This window comes from Pseudoalteromonas sp. MMG005, assembly GCF_018101015.1.
Classification (GTDB): domain Bacteria; phylum Pseudomonadota; class Gammaproteobacteria; order Enterobacterales; family Alteromonadaceae; genus Pseudoalteromonas; species Pseudoalteromonas aurantia.
Window position 1 is genome coordinate 128,851 of the sequence record NZ_JAGJEK010000013.1, and the last position, 19,565, is coordinate 148,415.

The following is a 19,565-nucleotide window of genomic DNA, read 5'->3' on the forward strand; positions in this document are numbered from 1 at the left end:
AGGACTAACATGAGTATTGAACAGATTTTATCATCGGCACCAGTCGTGCCTGTAGTGGTTATTGACAATTTAGAAGATGCCGCGCCACTTGCACAAGCTTTGTATAACGGTGGCTTAAAAGCACTCGAAGTAACATTGCGCACACCAGTTGCAGCGCAAGCAGTAAAAATTATGAAAGAGACGGTCCCAGAAGCCTACGTTGGCACTGGTACAGTGGTAGATAAAGCATCATTTGAAGCATCAGTGGCAGCGGGTGCAGACTTTATGGTGAGCCCAGGCGTAAATGATGAGCTACTCGCATTAGCCAAAGCCAGTGATATTCCTTTTTTACCAGGAGCCGCGACACCAAGTGAAGTCATGCAATTAGCTTCTCACGGATTTAAATTTTTGAAATTCTTCCCAGCAGAAGCAGCTGGCGGTGTGCCAATGCTTAAATCAATAGGTGGCCCGCTACCTCAGGTCACTTTTTGCCCAACAGGTGGGATTTCATTAGACAGTGCGCCGAAGTACTTGGCGTTGAAGAACGTAATTTGTGTTGGTGGTACATGGATGCTTGATAAGCAGCTTATCGCTAACAAAGACTGGCAAGCCATTGAAGCGCTTGCAAAACAAGCAAGTGAAGTTAAATAATCAAGGGGAATCTCAGTTATGATCAACATCGCAATTAATGGCTATGGCCGTATCGGTCGCAATGTTTTACGAGCGCTTTATGAGTCTGGCCAGAACGAACAAATAAAAATTGTTGCTATTAATGACTTAGCACCAGCGAATGTGAATGCGCATCTGACGCAATTTGACTCTGTACATGGGCGCTTTAATCAGCAAGTGACGCTTGCAGATAACACGCTCATTATTGGTAATGATGAAATAGCCCTAACGCAAGAGCGAGATCCAGAAAACTTGCCTTGGAAATCGCTAAATGTCGATATTGTATTAGAGTGCACGGGTATTTTCACTTCACGCGAGACTGCATCAAAGCACATTGAAGCAGGTGCTAAAAAAGTGATCGTATCAGCACCTGGTACTGACCTAGATGCAACCGTTGTTCACGGTGTAAACAGTGACGTATTATCAGCTTCAAGCACCATTATTTCAAATGCTTCATGTACGACTAACTGTTTAGCTCCTGTTGCAAAAGCATTGAATGATGCTATTGGTATTGAACAAGGTAGTATGACGACTATTCATGCATTTACGAATGACCAAAACTTATGTGATGTATATCACAAAGATTTGTACCGAGCGCGCAGTGCGACTCAGTCAATGATCCCTACTAAAACAGGGGCAGCTAAGGCCGTAGGTTTAGTATTGCCAGAGCTTGCAGGTAAACTTGATGGCATGGCGGTTCGAGTACCGACAGTGAATGTATCCTTGGTCGATTTGACGTTTATTGCTAAGCGTGATACCACTACAGAAGAAGTGAATCAAGTTGTGAAAGCTGCAGCTGAGGGCGCGATGGCTGGAATTCTCGAATATAACGAATTACCACTTGTATCAATTGATTTTAACCATAACCCTGCGTCATCAGTATTTGATGCGTCACAAACTAAAGCCGATGGTAAATTGGTTAAAGTGATGGCTTGGTATGATAACGAATGGGGTTTTTCAAACCGCATGATTGATCAAGTTAAAGCATTAGGTCAGTTCCTATAACGCATTATAACTAAAGTTACTTGTCAAAAGGCCGCTATTCAGCGGCCTTTTTATTTTTCTACACAGATTACTTGTTAGTCATTAAATTATTGTCATGATTAATGATATTATTGAAACTTTTCAATAATACGTGTGGCGTATGTTGCTACTTTTGGTCACTAATTTTAAAGAGAACGAATATGTCGGTGTTGAGGTTATGGCTGTTGTTAATATGTGCTGTGTTGGCCGGGTGTAAAAGCACAGGAGAACAAAGCATAAGCGCGGCGCAAAAAAACCAGAGGTATATGAGTGTTATCGATACCTTTCGAAACAACCCGGAGCGAGTGAGTTACAACGCTATTTGGCGAGCTTATTTAGCGTCATCTTTCGTGCGCGATGTGGTCCAAAAAGATGAAGAATATAAGCAGATTTTAATTGATATTGCGCAACATAATGTGCTTTGTACAGATATAAATTGGTTTGAATTGACACGAGCGAACTTCTGGTCTGTGAAACCACATTTATCTGCTCAATCGTGCTTTGAATCGTATGGTGATCTAGCACAGGCTCGGTATCATGCATCGGCTGTGGCTCTGATTGAGTCAGGAATACAGGCTAGCGGCAATGGCAATGAATACTATTCGGCATATGAAGTGATGACTTGGGCTGATGCTTTTGACATGATGGAACGGTCTGATCATGAAATCATTGATATCTACCTGCAACTGGCGCATGCAAAACAGGCTATTTACTTAATATATGTGGTAAATGATCCGGTTACGGGGCTACAAAAAGAAATTTACTTTGAAAACAATCAGTTTATTCACAGTGTACTGGGTGTGCAGTACCCATTTGGTGTTATTTCAAATTTACTTGAAACACAAGTTATAGACCCTTTAGTAATCAAAGATACTGGTGCGCGGCTGGCTAAGGCACAATTGTTAACGCATCGACAAGAGTGGGAAGCCGCTGTTGCTTTGTATAACCGCGCTACGCAAGATAATAGTCCTATTGCCTATTATAAACTCGGCGTGTTGTGTTTAAATAAGGTACCAGTCAATGATTTAAATACGCAGTGTGAATCATACTTCACCCACAGCGCAGACATGGGGTATTTGGACGCCAATATCGCTTTGGCATTAATGTACGAACAAGGGATTGGGGTAGAGCCGAATATAACTCGGGCGAATGAGTATATGACGGATGCTGAGCAGGGGTTATCTCCTGGGGATGGACGGTTAAAATATGCTTGGTTATACAAAAAAGTGGCGGATGCCAATGCGTTAGAAGAGCAGACTAAATATATAGAAATGGCTGCGAGTGAAGGCTCATTAAAAGCTAAGTACTATATTCAGTTACATGCCTTACAGGAAGTTAAAGAGGATGAACTTGTTAATACATTATCTGGTTTTTCACTCTTAGCTGAGCAAGGCTTAACAGGAGCTCAGTCAACCTATGCGGAGCTATTGCTAAGAGCGAATAAAAAGGGAAGTGATGGCTGGCTAAAGGCAAAAAAATGGATTGATGAGGCCGCACAAAAACGCCACCCACATGGAGATTATCTGAAAGGGCTAGCGCTAAAATTTGGCTATTTTGACACACCAGATAAAATGGCAGCGTATTTAGCTTTTCGACGTTCGGCATTAAATTATTCAGCTCGGGCTCAATTGGAACTTGGACGCAGTTATCAGTTTGGCGAAGTGGTGAGTGCAGACCAAGACCTTGCTATTTCATGGTATTTATTGTGTGCAAATAAAGGTAATAAACAATGTTTAAATAAAGCAGGCCAGTACTTTAGACGCGGGCTTGCTGTTGAGCAAAGCGATGTAATCGCACGATCTTACTTTGAGTTGGCAGCAGAACTAGGATACACACCCAGCATGACACATTTAGCGCAAATGTATATTTTTGGTGATGGGGGTGAGCAAAACCTTGAACAAGCGAGGGTGTTATATAATAAAGCGTGCGATAAAGGCTATAGCAAGGCGTGTGTTGAGTTGGGGTTACTTCATCGTGATGGCGATAACTTGAAAAGAGACAGTGCTTTAGCAAGTAAACTATTTAATATTGCTTGTGATAACAATTATATGACCGGCTGTCATTTTTTAGCTGAAGCTTATCGCGATGGTCATGGTGTTAGTCAAGATTTGAAACGTGCCGTGGCGATGTTTGTGAAAGTATGCAAATCAAATAAAGAGAGCCGCTCATGTCGCAATTTGGCTGAGATGTACGAGTTAGGTCATGGGGTTGAAAAAAGCGAAGCATTTTCTCAGTATTACCGTAAAGCAGCATGCCAACATAGCACTGTTGGTTCATGTACGCTTGAGTATAATACGCACTAGCCATAGTGATAATATGAGTAAAAAAGCCACTTAATTTAGTGGCTTTTTTATTTTATGATGCGTCAGGCTCAGTTGGGGTATCTGACTCTTCTTCAGGAGGAAGAGGCCAGCCGCCTAATGCTTTCCACTTATTCACGATATGACAGAACAGTTCAGCTGTACGCTCTGTATCATATAATGCGGAATGTGCTTGATTATTATCAAACTCGATCCCCGCAGTGCGACAAGCTTTGGCTAAGACTGTTTGACCGAGCGCAAGTCCGGCAAGTGATGTGGTATCAAAGCTAACAAAGGGATGAAATGGGGTACGTTTGATGTTATTGCGCTCGATGGCCGAGTTTAAAAAGCCATGATCAAATGCCGCATTGTGGGCCACAATAACAGAGCGAGAGCAGCCAGCTGCTTTTTGTGCTTTACGCACCATTTTACAAATTTCTTTAATCGCATCAGCTTCGGCAACAGCCCCGCGTAGCGGTGAGAAAGGGTCTATACCATTAAACTCAATGGCGGACTGCTCAATGTTTGCGCCTTCAAACGGTTCAACGTGGAAGTGCAAAGTATGATCTAAGCTTAGTTCACCTTGTTCATCCATTTTGAGTACTGAAGCTGCAATTTCTAGCAAGGCATCGGTATCTTTATTAAAGCCTGCTGTTTCTACGTCGATAACAACAGGGAAGAAGCCACGGAAGCGCTGTGAAAATAAGGTTTGCTCTGTTTCTGCCATAATACTTTTGATTGCTGAATGTGAATCAGCCATTATACAAGTTACTCAAGAGGATGTTAACTGCGTAGGATGAATGTCGTTATTTTTTTAGGCATAATAATTGCATTATACTGTTGAGTCGAATTACATTTTTTAGTTTGTAATAGTAAATAGCGACTTAAGTTGGCAGTTTTTTGACAAAGTTGGAGTCAGGTTGTGAAATTACATGTATTAATACTCAGTTTTGGCTGCTTATTGAGCGTAGTAAGTGAAGTGAATGCAGCGATGCGGCAATATAGTGCCAACGCGGATACGTCTCATTGGACGCTTGATAAAACGACTCGTCTTTCTTGTGAACTTAACCATGAAGTGCCTTACTATGGAGATGCAATCTTTACGTCAACAGCCAGTAAAAATAAAGACCTGACATTTAATTTAGATATGGTTGTGCGTCCTGAAAGTTACGACTTTGCAGGTTTACAATCAGTGCCTCCGGCATGGCGTGCGGGTAATCCAGTCCGTGATATTAGTAAAATGCAATTACTGAAAAAGTTCGATGGTGAACTTGATAATAGTATCGCATGGGAAATGCTGACAGAGCTTGAAAAAGGCAACTATCCCACATTTTATTATAAAGATTGGCAAAATAGCAGTGATCAAATTTCAGTGGCGTTATCGTCTGTTAATTTTCGTGAGATGTATTGGGCATTTCTACAATGTAGAGATAACTTGCTTCCATACAGCTTTGAAGACATAGCCTTTACAGTAATGAACTATAAAAAGAATTCTAGTATGCTGACTAAGTCTTCAAGAAAGCGTTTAGAGATGATTGGAGAGTATTTAAAGAATGACGAAAATATAGAGTCTATCTATATTTCGGCGTATTCAGACAGTTATGGCGGGAGAAATACCAATATGGTGTTGTCACGCAAGCGTGCAGAAACCATCAAGCGGTATATGTCAGATATGGGCGTACCAAGCGAGAAAGTTCGCACCGACGGCTTTGGTGAAAAACGGCATGTTGAACCAAATGATAATGCGCTAGGACGCCGTAAGAACCGTCGTGTGATCATTCAAATTGCAAAATCTTAAATTCGAGCAATAGAGTAAAAGCCACCTATTGTAGGCGGCTTTTTGAAATGATAGCGTTAAACACCAATTTTATTACGAATTAAATCTCTAACAATAAATCGATTTGGGTGTATTACATGATGTACACGTTCGCTGAGTGGTCTGGGCTCATTACATAAGCTGGCGACTAAGTGCTCTGTTGTGAGGGGCGCAGTACATAACCCTCTAGCACCAAATCCCGTAAGAACGTGCAGCCCTTGATGAGGCGTTACCGGAGTGCCAAACCCATAATGTTTACCTTTGGTTAAATTATGGAAGCTATCGATTAAATCTTGTTGCTCTGGTATTTGGCCAAGCATTGGTACGTGGTCGCTAAAACAACAACGCACGGCGGCTTTCTCGCTGTTAATTTCCCCCAAACCTTGGGCAAATTCAGTTTGACTGTAAAATTTCATAAGCTGTGCATGGTTGGTTTCATTGTCATCCGCTCTGACTTCTCGGCTTTTGGTATTTTTATCGAATGTGGCTCCCATACAATGCTCACCATTGTGGCTAGGTGTAAAATATCCTTTGTGGCACAATACTGTGCTTAATTTACTTGATTCAGAGCCTTGAGCAATATGTGACACTTGCCCCCTCACGCCATGAATATTTATGTCAGCGGTTTGGCTAAAGCGATCGCTGTGTTCACCTGCACAAATAAAAACATCAGAAAAAGGCCCGAACTTTTTATCCTCTGTCTGTAAATACCAGCCGCTTTCAGTATGTTCTAATCGTTCAATATCCGTATTAAAATAGCTGTCGGACTTTACCTGTTGTTGCGCAGCATTAAATATGGCATGTGTCAGTTGCGCTGGGTCCACCCAACCGGCCTGTTCGATGAATAACCCCGCATATGGCAAGGTTACACTCGCGATATCAGAGGCTTCAGACTGGGTTACAGGCCTAATCAAAGGGGTTGGCCATTGAGCTTTGTTGACTAAGTTACTCTGTTGCTGTGTTTTACTGTCATTAAAAGCTTGTAATAGTACGCCACACCAATTGTGATCAAAGTGATACCCTTGTTTATGTATATCATCGTAAAATCGTCTAGCGTATAAAAATGTGTGGGCGTATAGTTCACTGGGGGGAGAATTATCCGCTTGTAAATTCGGATAAACAGCACCTTGGCGATTATGGGAAGCGCCTTGTGCGAGTTTACTATCTTGACAAAAAAAAGTGCTTTTTTTCCCTCGTTTGGCTAATTGATATAGCAAGCAACTGCTTGCTATACCCCCTCCAATAATTGCGACGTTGTTTAACGCACGCGTATCATGGTAATAATATGCTGGGGTGGTTTCCTGCTTTGTTGCTTTTTCTAGTGTGCCTACCACCATTTCGCGTTTACGGCCAAAACCTTTGACTTTCTTGCAGATGAAACCTGCATCTTGTAAACCGCGACGGACGAACCCTGCGGCCGTGAATGTCGCAAACGTTGCGTTACACCGAGATAAATCGGCCATTGCGTTGAATAAACTCTGTTGCCACATATCTGGGTTTTTACTCGGCGCGAAACCATCTAAAAACCATGCGTCAACAATCCCTTGTGACTGGTAGCTTAATTGGGGTAATGAGTCATGAACATCACCAAACCATAAATCTAATACGACTGTGCCTTGCTCAAATTCAAGACGATGGCACCCAGCAAGTGCAATGGGGTAGTGGTTACATAGCGCATTAGCTTGTTGTTGCAGTGATGGCCATGCAGCAAGTGCTTTCACGAGTTCTTGGTGTTTAATTGGAAATTTTTCAAATGAAACAAAATGGAGTTTATTCACAGCGCTGTTTTTTGGTCGATTATTAAATTGTAGCCAAGCATTGAGAAAGTTTAACCCAGTGCCAAATCCTGTTTCAGCGATGGTAAAATGAGATTGGTCATGATTTTGTAATCGCTCGGCTATATTATTCTGAGTAAAAAAGACATAATGAGACTCAGCGAGTCCGTCATCATTTGAGAAATATACGTCATCGAACCTATCGGCGACTGGCGTGCCCATCTCATTGAAATGGATTTGTGCATTTTTTATCATAGTAATATGTAGTAACAGCAAAAATATTAATGTCATTTTACGCGTTTTATATGTAATAGTCCGTTGTAATTTGAGTAAAAAGAATTCAGAGTACGTGTGTAAGCTGGAAAGCTGACCACTTAGGTGGGCATTTCAGCGTAGAATAGCCACAATTTAGTAAATGACTAAGGGAATTTACCCATGAGAAGAGCCGTAATTACGGGGATCGGTGTAGTTTCAAGCATCGGCAATAACAAGCAAGAAGTATTAGAATCTCTACAAGCAGGAAAAAGCGGTATCGTTTTTAACCCTGAATTTGCCGAGTATAAATTACGTAGTAATGTCTCAGGTAACCTTGATATTAACGTAAAAGACTTTGTTGACCGTAAAGCACACCGTTTCATGGGAGATGCAGCTGCATTTTCTTATATTTCAATGGCGCAGGCTGTTGAAGATTCAGGCTTATCAGAAGATCAAGTCTCTAATGAGCGCACGGGCTTAATTGTTGGCTCAGGTGGTGGTTCTTCTAAGCATCAAGTTGAAGCCGCAGATATATTACGAGAAAAAGGTGTAAAGCGTGTTGGGCCGTATATGGTGCCGCGTACTATGGCGAGTACAACATCAGCATGTTTGGCAACCCCTTTTAAAATTAAGGGCGTCAATTACTCAATTAGTTCAGCATGTGCAACATCTGCTCACTGTATTGGTAACGCCGTTGAGCAAATTCAGCTTGGTAAGCAAGATGTTATTTTTGCTGGTGGTGGTGAAGAATTACATTGGACACTGGCAATGGAATTTGACGCAATGGGAGCATTGTCTACAAAGTATAATGAAACACCGGCATTGGCTTCTCGTACGTATGATGCAAACCGTGATGGTTTTGTTATTTCGGGTGGGGGTGGTATTGTTGTTGTTGAAGAACTGGAACATGCACTTGCTCGTGGTGCGCACATCTATGCAGAAATCGTCGGTTACGGCGCGACATCAGATGGTTATGATATGGTAGCGCCTTCAGGTGAAGGTGCAGTACGCTGTATGAAGCAAGCGATGCAAGATGTAGATGGCCCGATTGATTACTTAAATACGCATGGTACATCGACCCCAGTTGGCGATGTTAAAGAGCTAGGCGCTATTCAAGAACTGTTCGGTGAGAAATCTCCTGCAATTAGTGCCACAAAAGCGATGACAGGCCATGCACTAGGTGCTGCAGGTGTACATGAGGCAATATTTTCAATATTAATGCTAGAAAATAACTTTGTCGCACCATCGATTAATATTGACGAGTTAGATGAACAAGCGAAAGGCTTAGATATTGTGACAGAACGTCGTGATGTTGAGTTAAACACGGTGATGTCAAATAGCTTTGGCTTCGGCGGTACAAACGCAACACTCGTGATGCAAAAGTACAAAGGCTAAGTTTAAACACATAAAAAAACCTCTCTAAGCGAGGTTTTTTTATGTCGATTTTTGATAAATACTGACTAAAGCTGATGCTTTTTCAATTGCCGTGTTGGCACATGTTATGTGGTTTCTCCTCAATGAATTCAAATAGATGATGTTTTGCTTTAGGAGGTACACCAACCACGATGCACAGTTTGAGCCGTGTAAAGCGAAGTTTTATACTTGTTCTACTCTATGTGATTCATCGGCTGATAGGTGTGCTAACACATGATGGCACGATTTGAGTGAGAACGTATTCACCTTGTTCTGAGTGAGTCAAGTAGTGCAACCGCTGGTAGGTATCTGTCATGACTGCACGCAATATAAGGTCCCAAAATACAAAACGCCCAATAATATATTGAGCGTTGTAATCTGAACAGTATCTTCCCTAACTAGAGAAAACTGAAGTTAGCGTGCTGAATGCTTCATAAGACGCTCTTTTTCACGAGACCAATCTTTATCTTTGGAGTCTGAACGCTTGTCATGCATTTTTTTACCTTTGGCTAAGTGAAACTCTAGTTTTACCCAGCATTTTTTCCAATACATTGCGGTTGCAATAAGGGAAAAACCATCTCGCTCTGTTGCACCCACTAAACGGTCAATCTCCCGCTTGTTTAATAATAATTTACGATACCTCATAGGATCGCAAATAACATGCGTTGAAGCACTGTTTAGTGGTTGAATTTGACTGCTAAGCAAAAATGCTTCGCCATCTTTAAGGTGAATGTAGGTGTCTGAAATGTTTACTTTGCCCGCTCGGATACTTTTAACTTCCCAGCCTTGGAGCTCCATACCCGCTTCAAACTTATCGTGTAAAAAATACTCATGTCGCGCTTTTTTATTGAGCGCGATGGTATTGGTTGTTGATTTTGATGATTTTTTCTTTGCCATAATGGCTGTAGTTTACCTAGAAAAGTGGACAGAAAATAGTGCTTTTTCAAATTTATGTCTTATTTTCGCGCAGGAGCTTACTGCATACAAGATAAATTTTCAAAAGCTTGCTAAAATCGCGACAAATAGAATGGAGTAACTATGCCACAAATAGAAAAAAGTGCGTTGGTGATGTATAGCACTCAAGAAATGTTTACTCTGGTTAATGATGTTGACGCATACCCAGAATTTTTACCAAATTGTTCAAATGCAAAAATTATTGAAGCAACCTCAAACGATATGGTTGCCAGTTTAGAAATATCAAAAGCTGGGCTTAAAAAGTGGTTTACCACAAAAAATAGTTTTGATGGCAATCAAATGAAAATGCAGTTAGTGGATGGGCCATTTAAGTCACTATATGGTTATTGGGAGTTTATTGAATTAGATGACCAAGCTTGTAAAGTGACGTTAAAACTTGATTTCGAATTTGCAAATAAGTTAGTGGAATTGGCTTTTGGGAAGATTTTTAATGAAGTTGCTAAAAATATGGTAACAGCGTTTACGCAGCGCGCTAAAACGGTATATGGGGCACGCTCATGATAAAAGTTGAAGTAGTATTTGCAGTGCCTCACAAAGCGGTGGTGTTAACCGTAGATGTTGCAGAAGGGACTTCTGCTGAGCAAGTGGTACTACAATCAGGCATACTTGATAAATGTCCAGATATTGATCCTACTAATTTAACATTAGGGATTTGGAATCGCACAGTAAAAGGCAAGCAAGCTGTAAAGGAAGGGGACCGAATCGAGATTTATCGACCACTCATTGCAGATCCGAAAGATGCACGTCGACGTCGAGCAGAAAAAGCAAAAGAAGAAGGCAGAGCAAATAAGATCACCGGTGGTAGAACCTAGAGAGTAGGTCATTAACTGTGGTGATTGGTCTATTATCGGTGCTTAAGACAACAAAAAAGGGCCTAAAGCCCTTTTTAATCTTAAACTATCAAAAGCGTTATTCATCTAAAGGAGTGTTGAACTCTTTAGGCTCATCATAATCGCCGGTAATACGGGTTAGCTTTTCATCTTCAAAATACACGGTCAGCGATTTCCGTTGTTCTGATTCACGGTCTATATTGAATACATAAGCATAGTGCCAAGTCTTACTGTTAAAAGCATCCTTCGCGATTGGGCTGCCTAAAACAAATAACACTTGTTCGCGAGTCATGTTTATGCGTAGTTTTTCTACATCTGACTGTTCTAAAAAGTTACCTTGTGGCACATTGATGCGATATACCCAGCTAGAGCAACCAGACAGCATTACCGTCGTTATAAAAGCAACGAGCCAAACAGAAAGGGATTTATTAGACTGCATGTATTTGTGTATCCTTATTTTCAATTATTTGCATGATACCGATTAAGCGCAGAAGGTAAAGCTTCTTGTCGAAGTTCGACCTTAGTGTATAGAAAAAGTTTCTCAATAGAAGGGAAAAAATAAGAAATGTCTGAGATTGATGCCAAGTCAACCTGGTATATATATATTGTTGAAACACGGTTTGGTCATTGGTATACAGGGGTGACTAATGACGTAGCTGCCCGTATTGAGGCGCACCAAGAGGGAAAAGGGGCCAAAAATTTAAAAGGCAAAGCACCGCTACAATTGGTTTTCTCATACCCAGTGGGTACTAAAAGTGATGCTTGTAAATTAGAATGGCAAGTTAAAAAACTCAATAAAGCACAGAAAATTCAATTGGTTGCTTCTAATGGTGAGTCGAGTAATTTAACGATAAAATCACTAATGAAATTAACAACAAGCTGATACCGTTCAAAATTAATAGCGGTTATTGTATCGCGCTTAGTGTGGTGGTTTTTATCTTCCCCAATGCCGAAGTAAATATAAGGTATGCGTGCTTTGGCGAATGCATAGTGATCACTGGCGCGATGCCAATCAATTCGAGGGTTATCCATCATTCTTTGCATTTTATAACGTGAATTCGCAATTCTCAGGTTGAAGTCAGGCTTAGGGAGTGTCTTAAGGATAGATAGAGCGTTGGAAGTGTGCTTAGAATGTAACACGTAGACTCTATTTTTAGACGTTGGGGCTAACATATCTAGATTTATGTTTAAGGCGATATCTGTGGCCTTGAGTTGACTTACAAAGTATTTTGCACCGTATAAGCCTTTCTCTTCTGCATCTGTTGCGACAAACGTCACTGAACGGTTTCGCGTTTTGTTGTTCAGTAGTTCGGCTAAATAAAGTAACGCAGATGTACCCGATGCATTGTCATTTGCACCGGCATAGTAAGACGTGGGTTGGCCTCCTAAATGGTCATAATGGGCTGTAATAACGAGGTTGTTCCCACAAGTTTGTGTATTACAGGGTAGCGTTGCGATGATATTATGCCCTGTAGCATGGCGAAAAAAGCCAGCCTTAAATGGAAAAGCTTGATATTTCGTTTCTAAATTCAGATGCTCAAACCGATTGTATATATATTGCCCGCTAATATTTGGGGTGTCAGTTTTACCTGCGGGTCGCCCAGCATGTGCTGGGCTTGTTAAAGTGAGCATATCTTCGTGCAATTGCGACGCACTAGCTTGATAGGCGGCGGTAAAAAAGGCTAAAACACTAATTTTTAGCCACAGTTTGTAACCACTGAAGTTTATTTTGGTAGCGTTTTCGATCATGGTTAAATTCAGATAATTTATAAGCTTGTGATAAGTATTTTTGTGCCTGCTCAAGGTTACCTCGGTAATAATGTACTTTTGCAATGCCAAAATAACTGCTATGCAGTTTAGTATCAAGTCTTCTTGCCCTATTAAAGTGACGAAGCGCGAGGCTTAAATTGTTCGCTTCTAAAGCTTCATTCCCTAATACAATTTGGTAGTACGGGTTATCTTTGCGTTCTGCACTGAGTTTGCTTTCGATTGAATCCGCTAGATGCGCTCGTTCGGTTAATCTATACAATAACGCCATATTTCCCATCACAGTTTTGTTATCTACGTTTAATGCTAGGGCTTGTTGATAAGTTTGCTCTGCAAGTTGGTGTTGGTTAACGATTCTATATAACACCCCAAGATTACCCCATGCACCTGAGTAATGTTCATCAATATTTATCGCGGCCTTAAAATAGTTATAGGCAAAGTCGTGCTCGCCATTAATCATATGTATGGCGCCACGGTTGCTATAAAACATGGCTAAAATTCTTTGCTTAGTAATGTTTGATGTTGGGAATTTTTGTTGGCGACTGTTGGGATCAAAGTCAATCGTGAGCGATTTTGGTGCTGTATAAAGTGACACAGCACTGGTTCTTGTTCGATTTCTGGCAAAGTTTGATTCAGTGATAACCAAGTTCACATGCCCGGTTAATAAACTATACCCTAATGTTTGATCCCAATATTCTGGAATATGTACTCTTTGGAATTGGGATTCAAAACCAAGGTGCTCGGCGAGGCTAAATGATAAAATAGATAATGAAAGGCAATTCGCATTGAGATCAAAGTAGGCTTCTGAAGCGGTTAAATTGGCACCTGACTGATAAGACAGCGATGATTCACCATTATCTACTAAAAATTTAAGCAAGGTTTGGGTCTGTGATAACGAAGGGGTTGCCCCTCTAAAATACACATCAAGTTGTGTTTTTATTTTAGCATCAAGCTGAAATACTTCGCGTTCACTCGGCACGCGATGTTCGGAGAAAAGGGTATCGTTCAATAAGTTTTTATTTGTCGATACTTGTTGTTCAGTGCTGTAACACGCACTTAGTAAAAAACATATCGGGATCAGACTGACGAATTTTATTTTATTTAGCGTGGACATAACCACCTCCCACTTAAAACTGCTTATTTATCAAGCATAGTTCAAAATATAACTGAGGAGTAGTTTGTTTGGTTACAAATTGTTGCAGGAATAAATGGTGTTTATATCGCTTGATATAAACACCATTTAGAAGCTCGGTTAAGTGAACTTTTATAGGCCGCTAAATTACCCTTGCTCAAAGCTGGCTACTAAGCCATCTAGTATTTTAGCTGAGTCTGCAAGCGCTTGAATTGAATGCTCAGTATTTAACTGCTCATTCATAACTTCATCGCTAATGGTGCTGATATGTTCAATGCTTCGGCCCACATCGGCAACCACGTTACTTTGTTCTTCGGTGGCAGCAGCGATTAATGTGGTCATATCATTAATTTGGTTTGCAGTTTCGGTGATGGTTTTCATCAGTTCCACAGAGTTTTGCATTGTTTCAACACTTTGTACTGCTTGATGCTTCGACTGACTAATTTGTTTGACAATAGAGTCAGATGCAACCGTTAACTCTGTAATTGTGGCTTGAATCTCATCAGTTGATTGCGAAGTTCTACTGGCGAGTGCACGTACCTCGTCAGCTACTACGGCAAAACCACGACCATGTTCACCCGCACGTGCAGATTCAATTGCCGCATTGAGCGCTAATAAATTCGTTTGTTCTGATATTCCGCGAATGACATCGACAATATTGGCAATAGATTGCGTTTTTTCGGCCAATGTCGTTACTTCTGAGGCCATCGCATCAATATCATTAGCCAACCCTTGTAGCTGGGTTTGACTTTGCTGAACACCATGGTGGCTCTGATTTGACATTTCTTTGCTCTGTTCAGTCAATTTAGCTGTATTATTTGCGCTTCCAGCAATCTCTTGTACCGTTGCCCCCATTTCATTTATTGCGGCAGCCACTGAAATAGTTTGTGACTTCTGCTCATCGAGAGATTGAGAGTTACTTTGGCTTTGTTCAAAAACGCGTTCACTGGCACTACGAATATCGCCACTTTCACTGGCAACTTTCTTTATGGCTTGCTCAATTTTATTAATAAACTGGTTAAAACCCTCAGCCAAAGCCTGTAATTCTGGTTGCTCAGATTCTGGCACTCTGTAATTTAGTTTCGCGTCTCCGCTCCCTAAACGTGCAAATAGTTGTGCCATATTTGATAGAGGCGCACTTAAATTTTTAGCTAAGAATAAGCTAATCAAACTCGCAACGAGTGCAACGGCAACCGAAAAAGCAATTATCTGCCACTGCAGGGATAGAATCTCTTCAATGACTTCAGATTCAGGCACTTGGGCGATGACATATAAGTCAGTACCAGCAATTGGACTTGCTGCGACTAAGGTTGTCTGCTCGGTTAGGTTGAGTTTCTCAACGACGAAGTCTTGATTGGAAAGTAAACTACCAACAGCTTGGTTGCCGTATAAATCTCTGAGTGTGGTGGTGGCAACTAATGCTGCATCTGGGTGCAGCTGAATGGTACCTTCTTTATTGACCACAAATACAAATCCGGTTTTTTCGATTCGCATATTACTCAACATACGTTGCATATCATCAATGCTTTTTGCAAGGCCAGCAAGGCCGACGCCATTTGTTTGCTGATGATTGACAAACATTTTTACATCCCCAGGGGATTCTTGGAAAATGCTAATTGAGTATTCGGCCCCGCTTTGTGTAAAGCCAAAGAACCAGCCATCTTGTTGATGATTGAGTTCTCTGAGAAAGCCATGTTGGTTCCAATACTGTCGTGTTTCTCGGTTAGCCCATGAAGCCGTGGCCAATTGATATTGGTCAACCAACCTTCCGAGCTCGTTCACTAATAGCGTTTCACTGAGTTGCCCATTCTTTGCTGACTCAGTAATAAAAACATTACTAGAGAGTTGTTTAGCTGCATCTTTTAGTTGGTAGATTTGCTTTGAGATTGACTTGTTAATGCTTTCGACTTTTGCAGGTAGCTCTGACTCTAACATGCGTGTTTCAGTCATCGTTTTTGCGCTATAAATCGCAGTAGCACCGATTATCCCTGCAACAATTATTGCAATTAGGCTACCTAATAATGTGATTTTTTGAGTGATTGTAAGGCTAGTTTTTCGCATTGATCCACACTTTTCTAAAACAAGGGAACTATTCTACCATAATCAATAATGCGATCGAACAAAGTGTAGCAATTGTTCATTAAATTACCACTTTTGTATAATGTTAAAAAAGGTACGAATGAAGCATAGATATGAAAAAAGCCCATAGCGAATGCGTATGGGCTCGGTTTCTAACAAGCGAACTGGTTTAAACTATTTTTTTCATAGCAGACATGTAGCCGCGTAGTTGCTCCCCAATGATTTCGACTGGGTGGCTACGAATGGCTAAGTTAGCATCGATAAGCTCTTGATTATCAGCATAGTTGCTTGTCACATCTAAGCCTTTACCAATAACGTCGGTATCAATGTTTTCCATAAAAGGTTTAAGGAGTGGCAAACATGCATGGTTATATAAGTAACAACCGTATTCTGCAGTATCTGAAATAGTGCTATTCATTTCGTATAGCTTTTTACGCGCAATCGTATTGGCGATAAGTGGCGTTTCATGAAGTGATTCATAGTATGCTGACTCATCAATGATCCCTGCGGCAGTCATTGTTTCAAACGCGAGTTCAACGCCGGCTTTGACCATTGCTACCATAAGAATGCCTTTGTCGAAAAAGGTTTGCTCTGAAATTTCTTGATCAGTATTAGCTTGCTTTTCGAATGCAGTTTCCCCCGTTTCTGCACGCCATGATAATAACTTAGCATCATCTTCAGCCCAATCAGCCATCATACCTTGTGAGAACTCACCACTAATGATGTCATCCATATGTTTGTTATATAGCGGACGCATAATCTGTTTTAACTCTTCACTTAATGTGAAGGCTTTTAACTTTGCGGGGTTAGATAAGCGGTCCATCATATTTGTGATACCACCGTACTTAAGTGCTTCAGTGATCACTTCCCATCCATATTGAATGAGTTTTGATGCGTATGCAGCGTCGATACCTTGCTCAACCATCTTATCGAAACATAATAGCGAGCCTGTTTGTAACATACCGCATAGAATGGTTTGTTCACCCATCAAATCTGATTTTACTTCAGCAATGAATGATGACTTAAGTACACCCGCACGATGACCGCCAGTGCCCGCAGCATATGCTTTAGCTTGGGCTAAGCCCTTGCCTTGTGGATCATTTTCTGGATGAACAGCTATTAGCGTAGGCACTCCGAAACCGCGCTTGTATTCTTCGCGTACTTCAGTGCCTGGGCATTTTGGTGCAACCATGATAACCGTAAGATCTTCACGAACTTGCATGCCTTCTTCAACGATATTAAAGCCATGAGAGTAAGCGAGTGTTGCGTCTTTTTTCATTAAAGGCATAACCGCGTTAACAACCGAAGTGTGCTGTTTATCAGGTGTTAAGTTTAGAACTAAATCGGCACTTGGAATAAGGGCTTCATAGGTACCAACAGTAAACCCATTCTCTGATGCATTTAAGAAAGATTGGCGTTTCTCAGCAATCGCAGATTCACGTAAAGCATAACTAACATCGAGTCCTGAGTCTCTTAGGTTCAGACCTTGATTTAACCCTTGTGCACCACAACCTACAATGACCAGTTTTTTGCCATTTAGTACGCTCACACCCTCATTAAATTCTTGAGGGTCCATAAATTCACATTGTGCCAGTTGTGCTAGCTGCTCTCTTAGTGATAAAGAGTTAAAATAATTCGCCATGTTAGTGCCTTAAAAATAAGAAAGTATTTAAATAGAGTGTGAGGCCAGCATAAGCGCTGTTATTAATTACGTAAAATGATATATTTGAATTGTAGTATTTCATATTATGAAATACTACCTAGCGTAAGTAATGTGAGGCCGTATGGATCATAAGCAATTAAAGTATTTTTTGGGACTTGCAGAAACACTGCATTTTGGCCGAGCCAGTGAACAGTGCCATATTAGTGCCCCTACATTGAGTAGACAGATTAAGCAGTTAGAGCAAGAACTGGGTGTTGCTTTATTTATTAGAGATAACCGCAGTGTGAGTTTAACTGCTCAAGGGAAAGCGTTTGTTGAGTATGCACGTACAACCTTGTCGCAGTGGCGGCAGTTTAAGAGCCAATGTCAAGATAGCCGACAGCCACTAAGTGGAGAATTGAGCTTTTATTGTTCTGTTACGGCGACTTATAGCTTTGTTTATGACTTGTTTGCACAGTTTAGACAGCAGTATCCCGCGATTGAGTTGAACTTAAATACTGGAGATCCAGCATTTTCTATTACTCATGTGCAAAATGATAAAGAAGACCTTGCTGTTGCTGTCAAGCCAACACATTTACCCAATGGTATATCGTATCTGCCACTTGGACGTTCACCCTTGGTGATTATAGCACCGACAATGGCATGCCCTTTGAGTGACTTATTGGACTCAAACGTCAATGGAGTGATGGAGTGGAGCCAATTACCCTTTATCATGCCGGAACATGGCATCTTAAAAGAGAGGCTTGATACCTTTTGTACTGAGTTGCAATTTACACCGAAAGTATACGCCCATGTTTCAGGGCATGAGGCGATGGTCGCCTTAGCAAGCTTAGGGTTTGGTATTGCGTGTATCCCTGAGATTGTGCTGGCTCAATCACCCTTTAAAGAGCAAGTTCGATATTTGACCGTGTCAGAACCAATGGAGCCGATAGAAGTGGGCTTAGTGTGTAAAACAAAGCGATTGACTGACCCTGTTGTTGCTGTGTTATGGAAAACGGCAGAGAATTTGTTCATCTTGTAAAGCTGCCATTCAGTTTCAAGCATTAAACTAGCCAAATTAAAATAAAAACTAATCCTTTAGGTGTAGAAATGGCTAAAATTTTGTTCGCTGAACGTGAATCGGAATATTTTATACAGCGAAAAATAATATTTGAGCAAGCAGGATATGAAGTTTTTCATTTTTCGAGTGAGGCTGATATGCCTGATTGGGAAGGGGTTCAAGATATTTCGGGTGTTGTTGTCAATGAGCAATTTACCCTTGATAATCCAACAGACCTAATTGATAAAATGAAGTCACAGTTTGCCGCACCTGTCATGGTTTTTACGGAAAAAACAGACGAAGCTGACCATAGCTTTTTGTTGGAGTCGGGGGCGGATGATGTAATAACGAAAACAGCCACCCCGCGTTTGTGGCAAGCAAGGCTGAATGCGCTGCTACGTCCTGCGGCGTCAAAATCAAGCTCTTTATTGACATTTGGACTGCTAGTAATCGATGCTCGAGCACGGCTAGTGACATTGAATGATAAAGAAATTTACCTGACAAGTCATGAATTTGAACTACTATGGTTATTGGCAAGTAATGCAGGGAGAGTAATTAGTCGAGAGCATGTTTATAAAACCATCATTGATAAACCTTATCAAGATGACACTCGAACGGTTGACGTACGCATTTCACGACTACGAAAAAAATTAGAAGATGATTCATCACAACCTGGAAAAATCAAAACGATTTGGAAACAAGGTTATATTTTTGTTAAAGATGCTTGGCGGTAGCTTATAATATTTAATCTTATGCAATTATCTTTATGTTGCAATGAGTTATTAGCATAAATTAGTGCCTTCTTTTTTGAATGAAAAGCGAAATAAATATCAGATAGATTGCTTGTTTT

General features: G+C 41.0%; 18 protein-coding genes. 10 read left to right on the plus strand and 8 right to left on the minus strand.

Translation table 11 applies throughout. The annotated features are described in order from the left end of the window. Nucleotides 1-9 precede the first annotated feature (9 nt). From eda to J8M01_RS11840, 3 genes are all read left to right on the plus strand, one after another. Entirely contained in the window at nucleotides 10-630 is a 621-nt protein-coding gene (gene eda / locus J8M01_RS11830) for a bifunctional 4-hydroxy-2-oxoglutarate aldolase/2-dehydro-3-deoxy-phosphogluconate aldolase (protein ID WP_210996696.1), read from the plus strand. A gap of 18 nt (nucleotides 631-648) precedes the next feature. Continuing rightward, the gene (gene gap / locus J8M01_RS11835; RefSeq protein ID WP_192508010.1) at nucleotides 649-1,653 is read left to right on the plus strand and encodes a type I glyceraldehyde-3-phosphate dehydrogenase; all 1,005 of its coding nucleotides are present in this window, start codon (nucleotides 649-651) and stop codon (nucleotides 1,651-1,653) included. Nucleotides 1,654-1,937: 284 nt separating this feature from the next. After that, entirely contained in the window at nucleotides 1,938-3,974 is a 2,037-nt protein-coding gene (locus J8M01_RS11840; protein WP_211058121.1) for an SEL1-like repeat protein, read from the plus strand. A gap of 52 nt (nucleotides 3,975-4,026) precedes the next feature. Here J8M01_RS11840 and rnt read toward each other — a convergent pair whose 3' ends face one another. Continuing rightward, a complete protein-coding gene (gene rnt, locus J8M01_RS11845) occupies nucleotides 4,027-4,698 on the minus strand; it encodes a ribonuclease T (protein ID WP_210996765.1) in 672 nt (223 codons plus the stop codon). A gap of 213 nt (nucleotides 4,699-4,911) precedes the next feature. Between rnt and J8M01_RS11850 the strand changes: the two genes are divergently transcribed. Then, nucleotides 4,912-5,769 (plus strand): OmpA family protein, encoded by an 858-nt coding sequence (locus tag J8M01_RS11850; RefSeq protein ID WP_312037162.1) that lies wholly within the window; start codon nucleotides 4,912-4,914, stop codon nucleotides 5,767-5,769. 56 nt (nucleotides 5,770-5,825) lie between these two features. On the opposite strand, the gene mnmC is transcribed toward J8M01_RS11850, so the two are convergent. After that, nucleotides 5,826-7,817 carry a bifunctional tRNA (5-methylaminomethyl-2-thiouridine)(34)-methyltransferase MnmD/FAD-dependent 5-carboxymethylaminomethyl-2-thiouridine(34) oxidoreductase MnmC gene (gene mnmC, locus J8M01_RS11855; RefSeq protein ID WP_211058143.1) on the minus strand — a complete coding sequence of 664 codons (1,992 nt, stop codon included), beginning with the start codon at nucleotides 7,815-7,817 and terminating at the stop codon, nucleotides 5,826-5,828. Between the two features lie 180 nt (nucleotides 7,818-7,997). Between mnmC and fabB the strand changes: the two genes are divergently transcribed. Next, a complete protein-coding gene (gene fabB / locus J8M01_RS11860) occupies nucleotides 7,998-9,212 on the plus strand; it encodes a beta-ketoacyl-ACP synthase I (RefSeq protein WP_192508007.1) in 1,215 nt (404 codons plus the stop codon). A gap of 432 nt (nucleotides 9,213-9,644) precedes the next feature. Here the strand turns inward: fabB and smpB are convergent, their stop codons facing one another. Further along, entirely contained in the window at nucleotides 9,645-10,127 is a 483-nt protein-coding gene (smpB, locus tag J8M01_RS11865) for an SsrA-binding protein SmpB (RefSeq protein ID WP_192508006.1), read from the minus strand. A 141-nt stretch (nucleotides 10,128-10,268) separates the two neighbouring features. Here smpB and J8M01_RS11870 point away from each other — a divergent pair, with 141 nt between their 5' ends. Together J8M01_RS11870 and J8M01_RS11875 are read left to right on the plus strand one after the other, a co-directional pair. Then, nucleotides 10,269-10,706 carry a type II toxin-antitoxin system RatA family toxin gene (locus J8M01_RS11870; RefSeq protein WP_192508005.1) on the plus strand — a complete coding sequence of 146 codons (438 nt, stop codon included), beginning with the start codon at nucleotides 10,269-10,271 and terminating at the stop codon, nucleotides 10,704-10,706. Next, nucleotides 10,703-11,017, plus strand: coding sequence for an RnfH family protein (locus J8M01_RS11875; protein ID WP_192508004.1), 315 nt, complete (start codon nucleotides 10,703-10,705; stop codon nucleotides 11,015-11,017). The genes J8M01_RS11870 and J8M01_RS11875 overlap by 4 nt, the downstream gene beginning before the upstream one ends. A 97-nt stretch (nucleotides 11,018-11,114) precedes the next feature. Here the strand turns inward: J8M01_RS11875 and J8M01_RS11880 are convergent, their stop codons facing one another. Then, nucleotides 11,115-11,474, minus strand: a complete 360-nt coding sequence (locus J8M01_RS11880) for an outer membrane protein assembly factor BamE (RefSeq protein ID WP_192508003.1) — start codon at nucleotides 11,472-11,474, stop codon at nucleotides 11,115-11,117. A gap of 126 nt (nucleotides 11,475-11,600) precedes the next feature. Between J8M01_RS11880 and J8M01_RS11885 the strand changes: the two genes are divergently transcribed. Then, a complete protein-coding gene (locus J8M01_RS11885; RefSeq protein ID WP_192508002.1) occupies nucleotides 11,601-11,918 on the plus strand; it encodes a GIY-YIG nuclease family protein in 318 nt (105 codons plus the stop codon). On the opposite strand, the gene J8M01_RS11890 is transcribed toward J8M01_RS11885, so the two are convergent. From J8M01_RS11890 to ilvC, 4 genes are all read right to left on the minus strand, one after another. Further along, a complete protein-coding gene (locus J8M01_RS11890; RefSeq protein ID WP_211058122.1) occupies nucleotides 11,846-12,784 on the minus strand; it encodes a M28 family peptidase in 939 nt (312 codons plus the stop codon). The genes J8M01_RS11885 and J8M01_RS11890 overlap by 73 nt on opposite strands. Further along, nucleotides 12,726-13,916 carry a tetratricopeptide repeat protein gene (locus J8M01_RS11895; RefSeq protein WP_211050156.1) on the minus strand — a complete coding sequence of 397 codons (1,191 nt, stop codon included), beginning with the start codon at nucleotides 13,914-13,916 and terminating at the stop codon, nucleotides 12,726-12,728. The genes J8M01_RS11890 and J8M01_RS11895 overlap by 59 nt, the downstream gene beginning before the upstream one ends. Nucleotides 13,917-14,081: 165 nt before the next feature. Then, the gene (locus J8M01_RS11900) at nucleotides 14,082-15,995 is read right to left on the minus strand and encodes a methyl-accepting chemotaxis protein (RefSeq protein WP_211058123.1); all 1,914 of its coding nucleotides are present in this window, start codon (nucleotides 15,993-15,995) and stop codon (nucleotides 14,082-14,084) included. A gap of 187 nt (nucleotides 15,996-16,182) precedes the next feature. Beyond that, entirely contained in the window at nucleotides 16,183-17,655 is a 1,473-nt protein-coding gene (gene ilvC / locus J8M01_RS11905) for a ketol-acid reductoisomerase (protein ID WP_211058124.1), read from the minus strand. A 142-nt stretch (nucleotides 17,656-17,797) separates the two neighbouring features. Here ilvC and ilvY point away from each other — a divergent pair, with 142 nt between their 5' ends. Together ilvY and J8M01_RS11915 are read left to right on the plus strand one after the other, a co-directional pair. After that, nucleotides 17,798-18,697 (plus strand): HTH-type transcriptional activator IlvY, encoded by a 900-nt coding sequence (gene ilvY, locus J8M01_RS11910; RefSeq protein WP_211058125.1) that lies wholly within the window; start codon nucleotides 17,798-17,800, stop codon nucleotides 18,695-18,697. 68 nt (nucleotides 18,698-18,765) lie between these two features. After that, nucleotides 18,766-19,449, plus strand: a complete 684-nt coding sequence (locus tag J8M01_RS11915; RefSeq protein ID WP_211058126.1) for a response regulator transcription factor — start codon at nucleotides 18,766-18,768, stop codon at nucleotides 19,447-19,449. The last annotated feature ends 116 nt before the right edge of the window (nucleotides 19,450-19,565 follow it).

What these genes read in the sequence shown, in the direction of transcription:
- eda (WP_210996696.1), top strand. Translation starts at nt 10, where the DNA reads ATGAGTATTGAACAGATTTTATCATCGGCACCAGTCGTGCCTGTAGTG.
- gap (WP_192508010.1), top strand. Translation starts at nt 649, where the DNA reads ATGATCAACATCGCAATTAATGGCTATGGCCGTATCGGTCGCAATGTT.
- J8M01_RS11840 (WP_211058121.1), top strand. Translation starts at nt 1,938, where the DNA reads ATGAGTGTTATCGATACCTTTCGAAACAACCCGGAGCGAGTGAGTTAC.
- rnt (WP_210996765.1), bottom strand. Translation starts at nt 4,698, where the DNA reads ATGGCAGAAACAGAGCAAACCTTATTTTCACAGCGCTTCCGTGGCTTC.
- mnmC (WP_211058143.1), bottom strand. Translation starts at nt 7,817, where the DNA reads ATGATAAAAAATGCACAAATCCATTTCAATGAGATGGGCACGCCAGTC.
- fabB (WP_192508007.1), top strand. Translation starts at nt 7,998, where the DNA reads ATGAGAAGAGCCGTAATTACGGGGATCGGTGTAGTTTCAAGCATCGGC.
- smpB (WP_192508006.1), bottom strand. Translation starts at nt 10,127, where the DNA reads ATGGCAAAGAAAAAATCATCAAAATCAACAACCAATACCATCGCGCTC.
- J8M01_RS11870 (WP_192508005.1), top strand. Translation starts at nt 10,269, where the DNA reads ATGCCACAAATAGAAAAAAGTGCGTTGGTGATGTATAGCACTCAAGAA.
- J8M01_RS11875 (WP_192508004.1), top strand. Translation starts at nt 10,703, where the DNA reads ATGATAAAAGTTGAAGTAGTATTTGCAGTGCCTCACAAAGCGGTGGTG.
- J8M01_RS11880 (WP_192508003.1), bottom strand. Translation starts at nt 11,474, where the DNA reads ATGCAGTCTAATAAATCCCTTTCTGTTTGGCTCGTTGCTTTTATAACG.
- J8M01_RS11885 (WP_192508002.1), top strand. Translation starts at nt 11,601, where the DNA reads ATGTCTGAGATTGATGCCAAGTCAACCTGGTATATATATATTGTTGAA.
- J8M01_RS11890 (WP_211058122.1), bottom strand. Translation starts at nt 12,784, where the DNA reads ATGATCGAAAACGCTACCAAAATAAACTTCAGTGGTTACAAACTGTGG.
- J8M01_RS11895 (WP_211050156.1), bottom strand. Translation starts at nt 13,916, where the DNA reads ATGTCCACGCTAAATAAAATAAAATTCGTCAGTCTGATCCCGATATGT.
- J8M01_RS11900 (WP_211058123.1), bottom strand. Translation starts at nt 15,995, where the DNA reads ATGCGAAAAACTAGCCTTACAATCACTCAAAAAATCACATTATTAGGT.
- ilvC (WP_211058124.1), bottom strand. Translation starts at nt 17,655, where the DNA reads ATGGCGAATTATTTTAACTCTTTATCACTAAGAGAGCAGCTAGCACAA.
- ilvY (WP_211058125.1), top strand. Translation starts at nt 17,798, where the DNA reads ATGGATCATAAGCAATTAAAGTATTTTTTGGGACTTGCAGAAACACTG.
- J8M01_RS11915 (WP_211058126.1), top strand. Translation starts at nt 18,766, where the DNA reads ATGGCTAAAATTTTGTTCGCTGAACGTGAATCGGAATATTTTATACAG.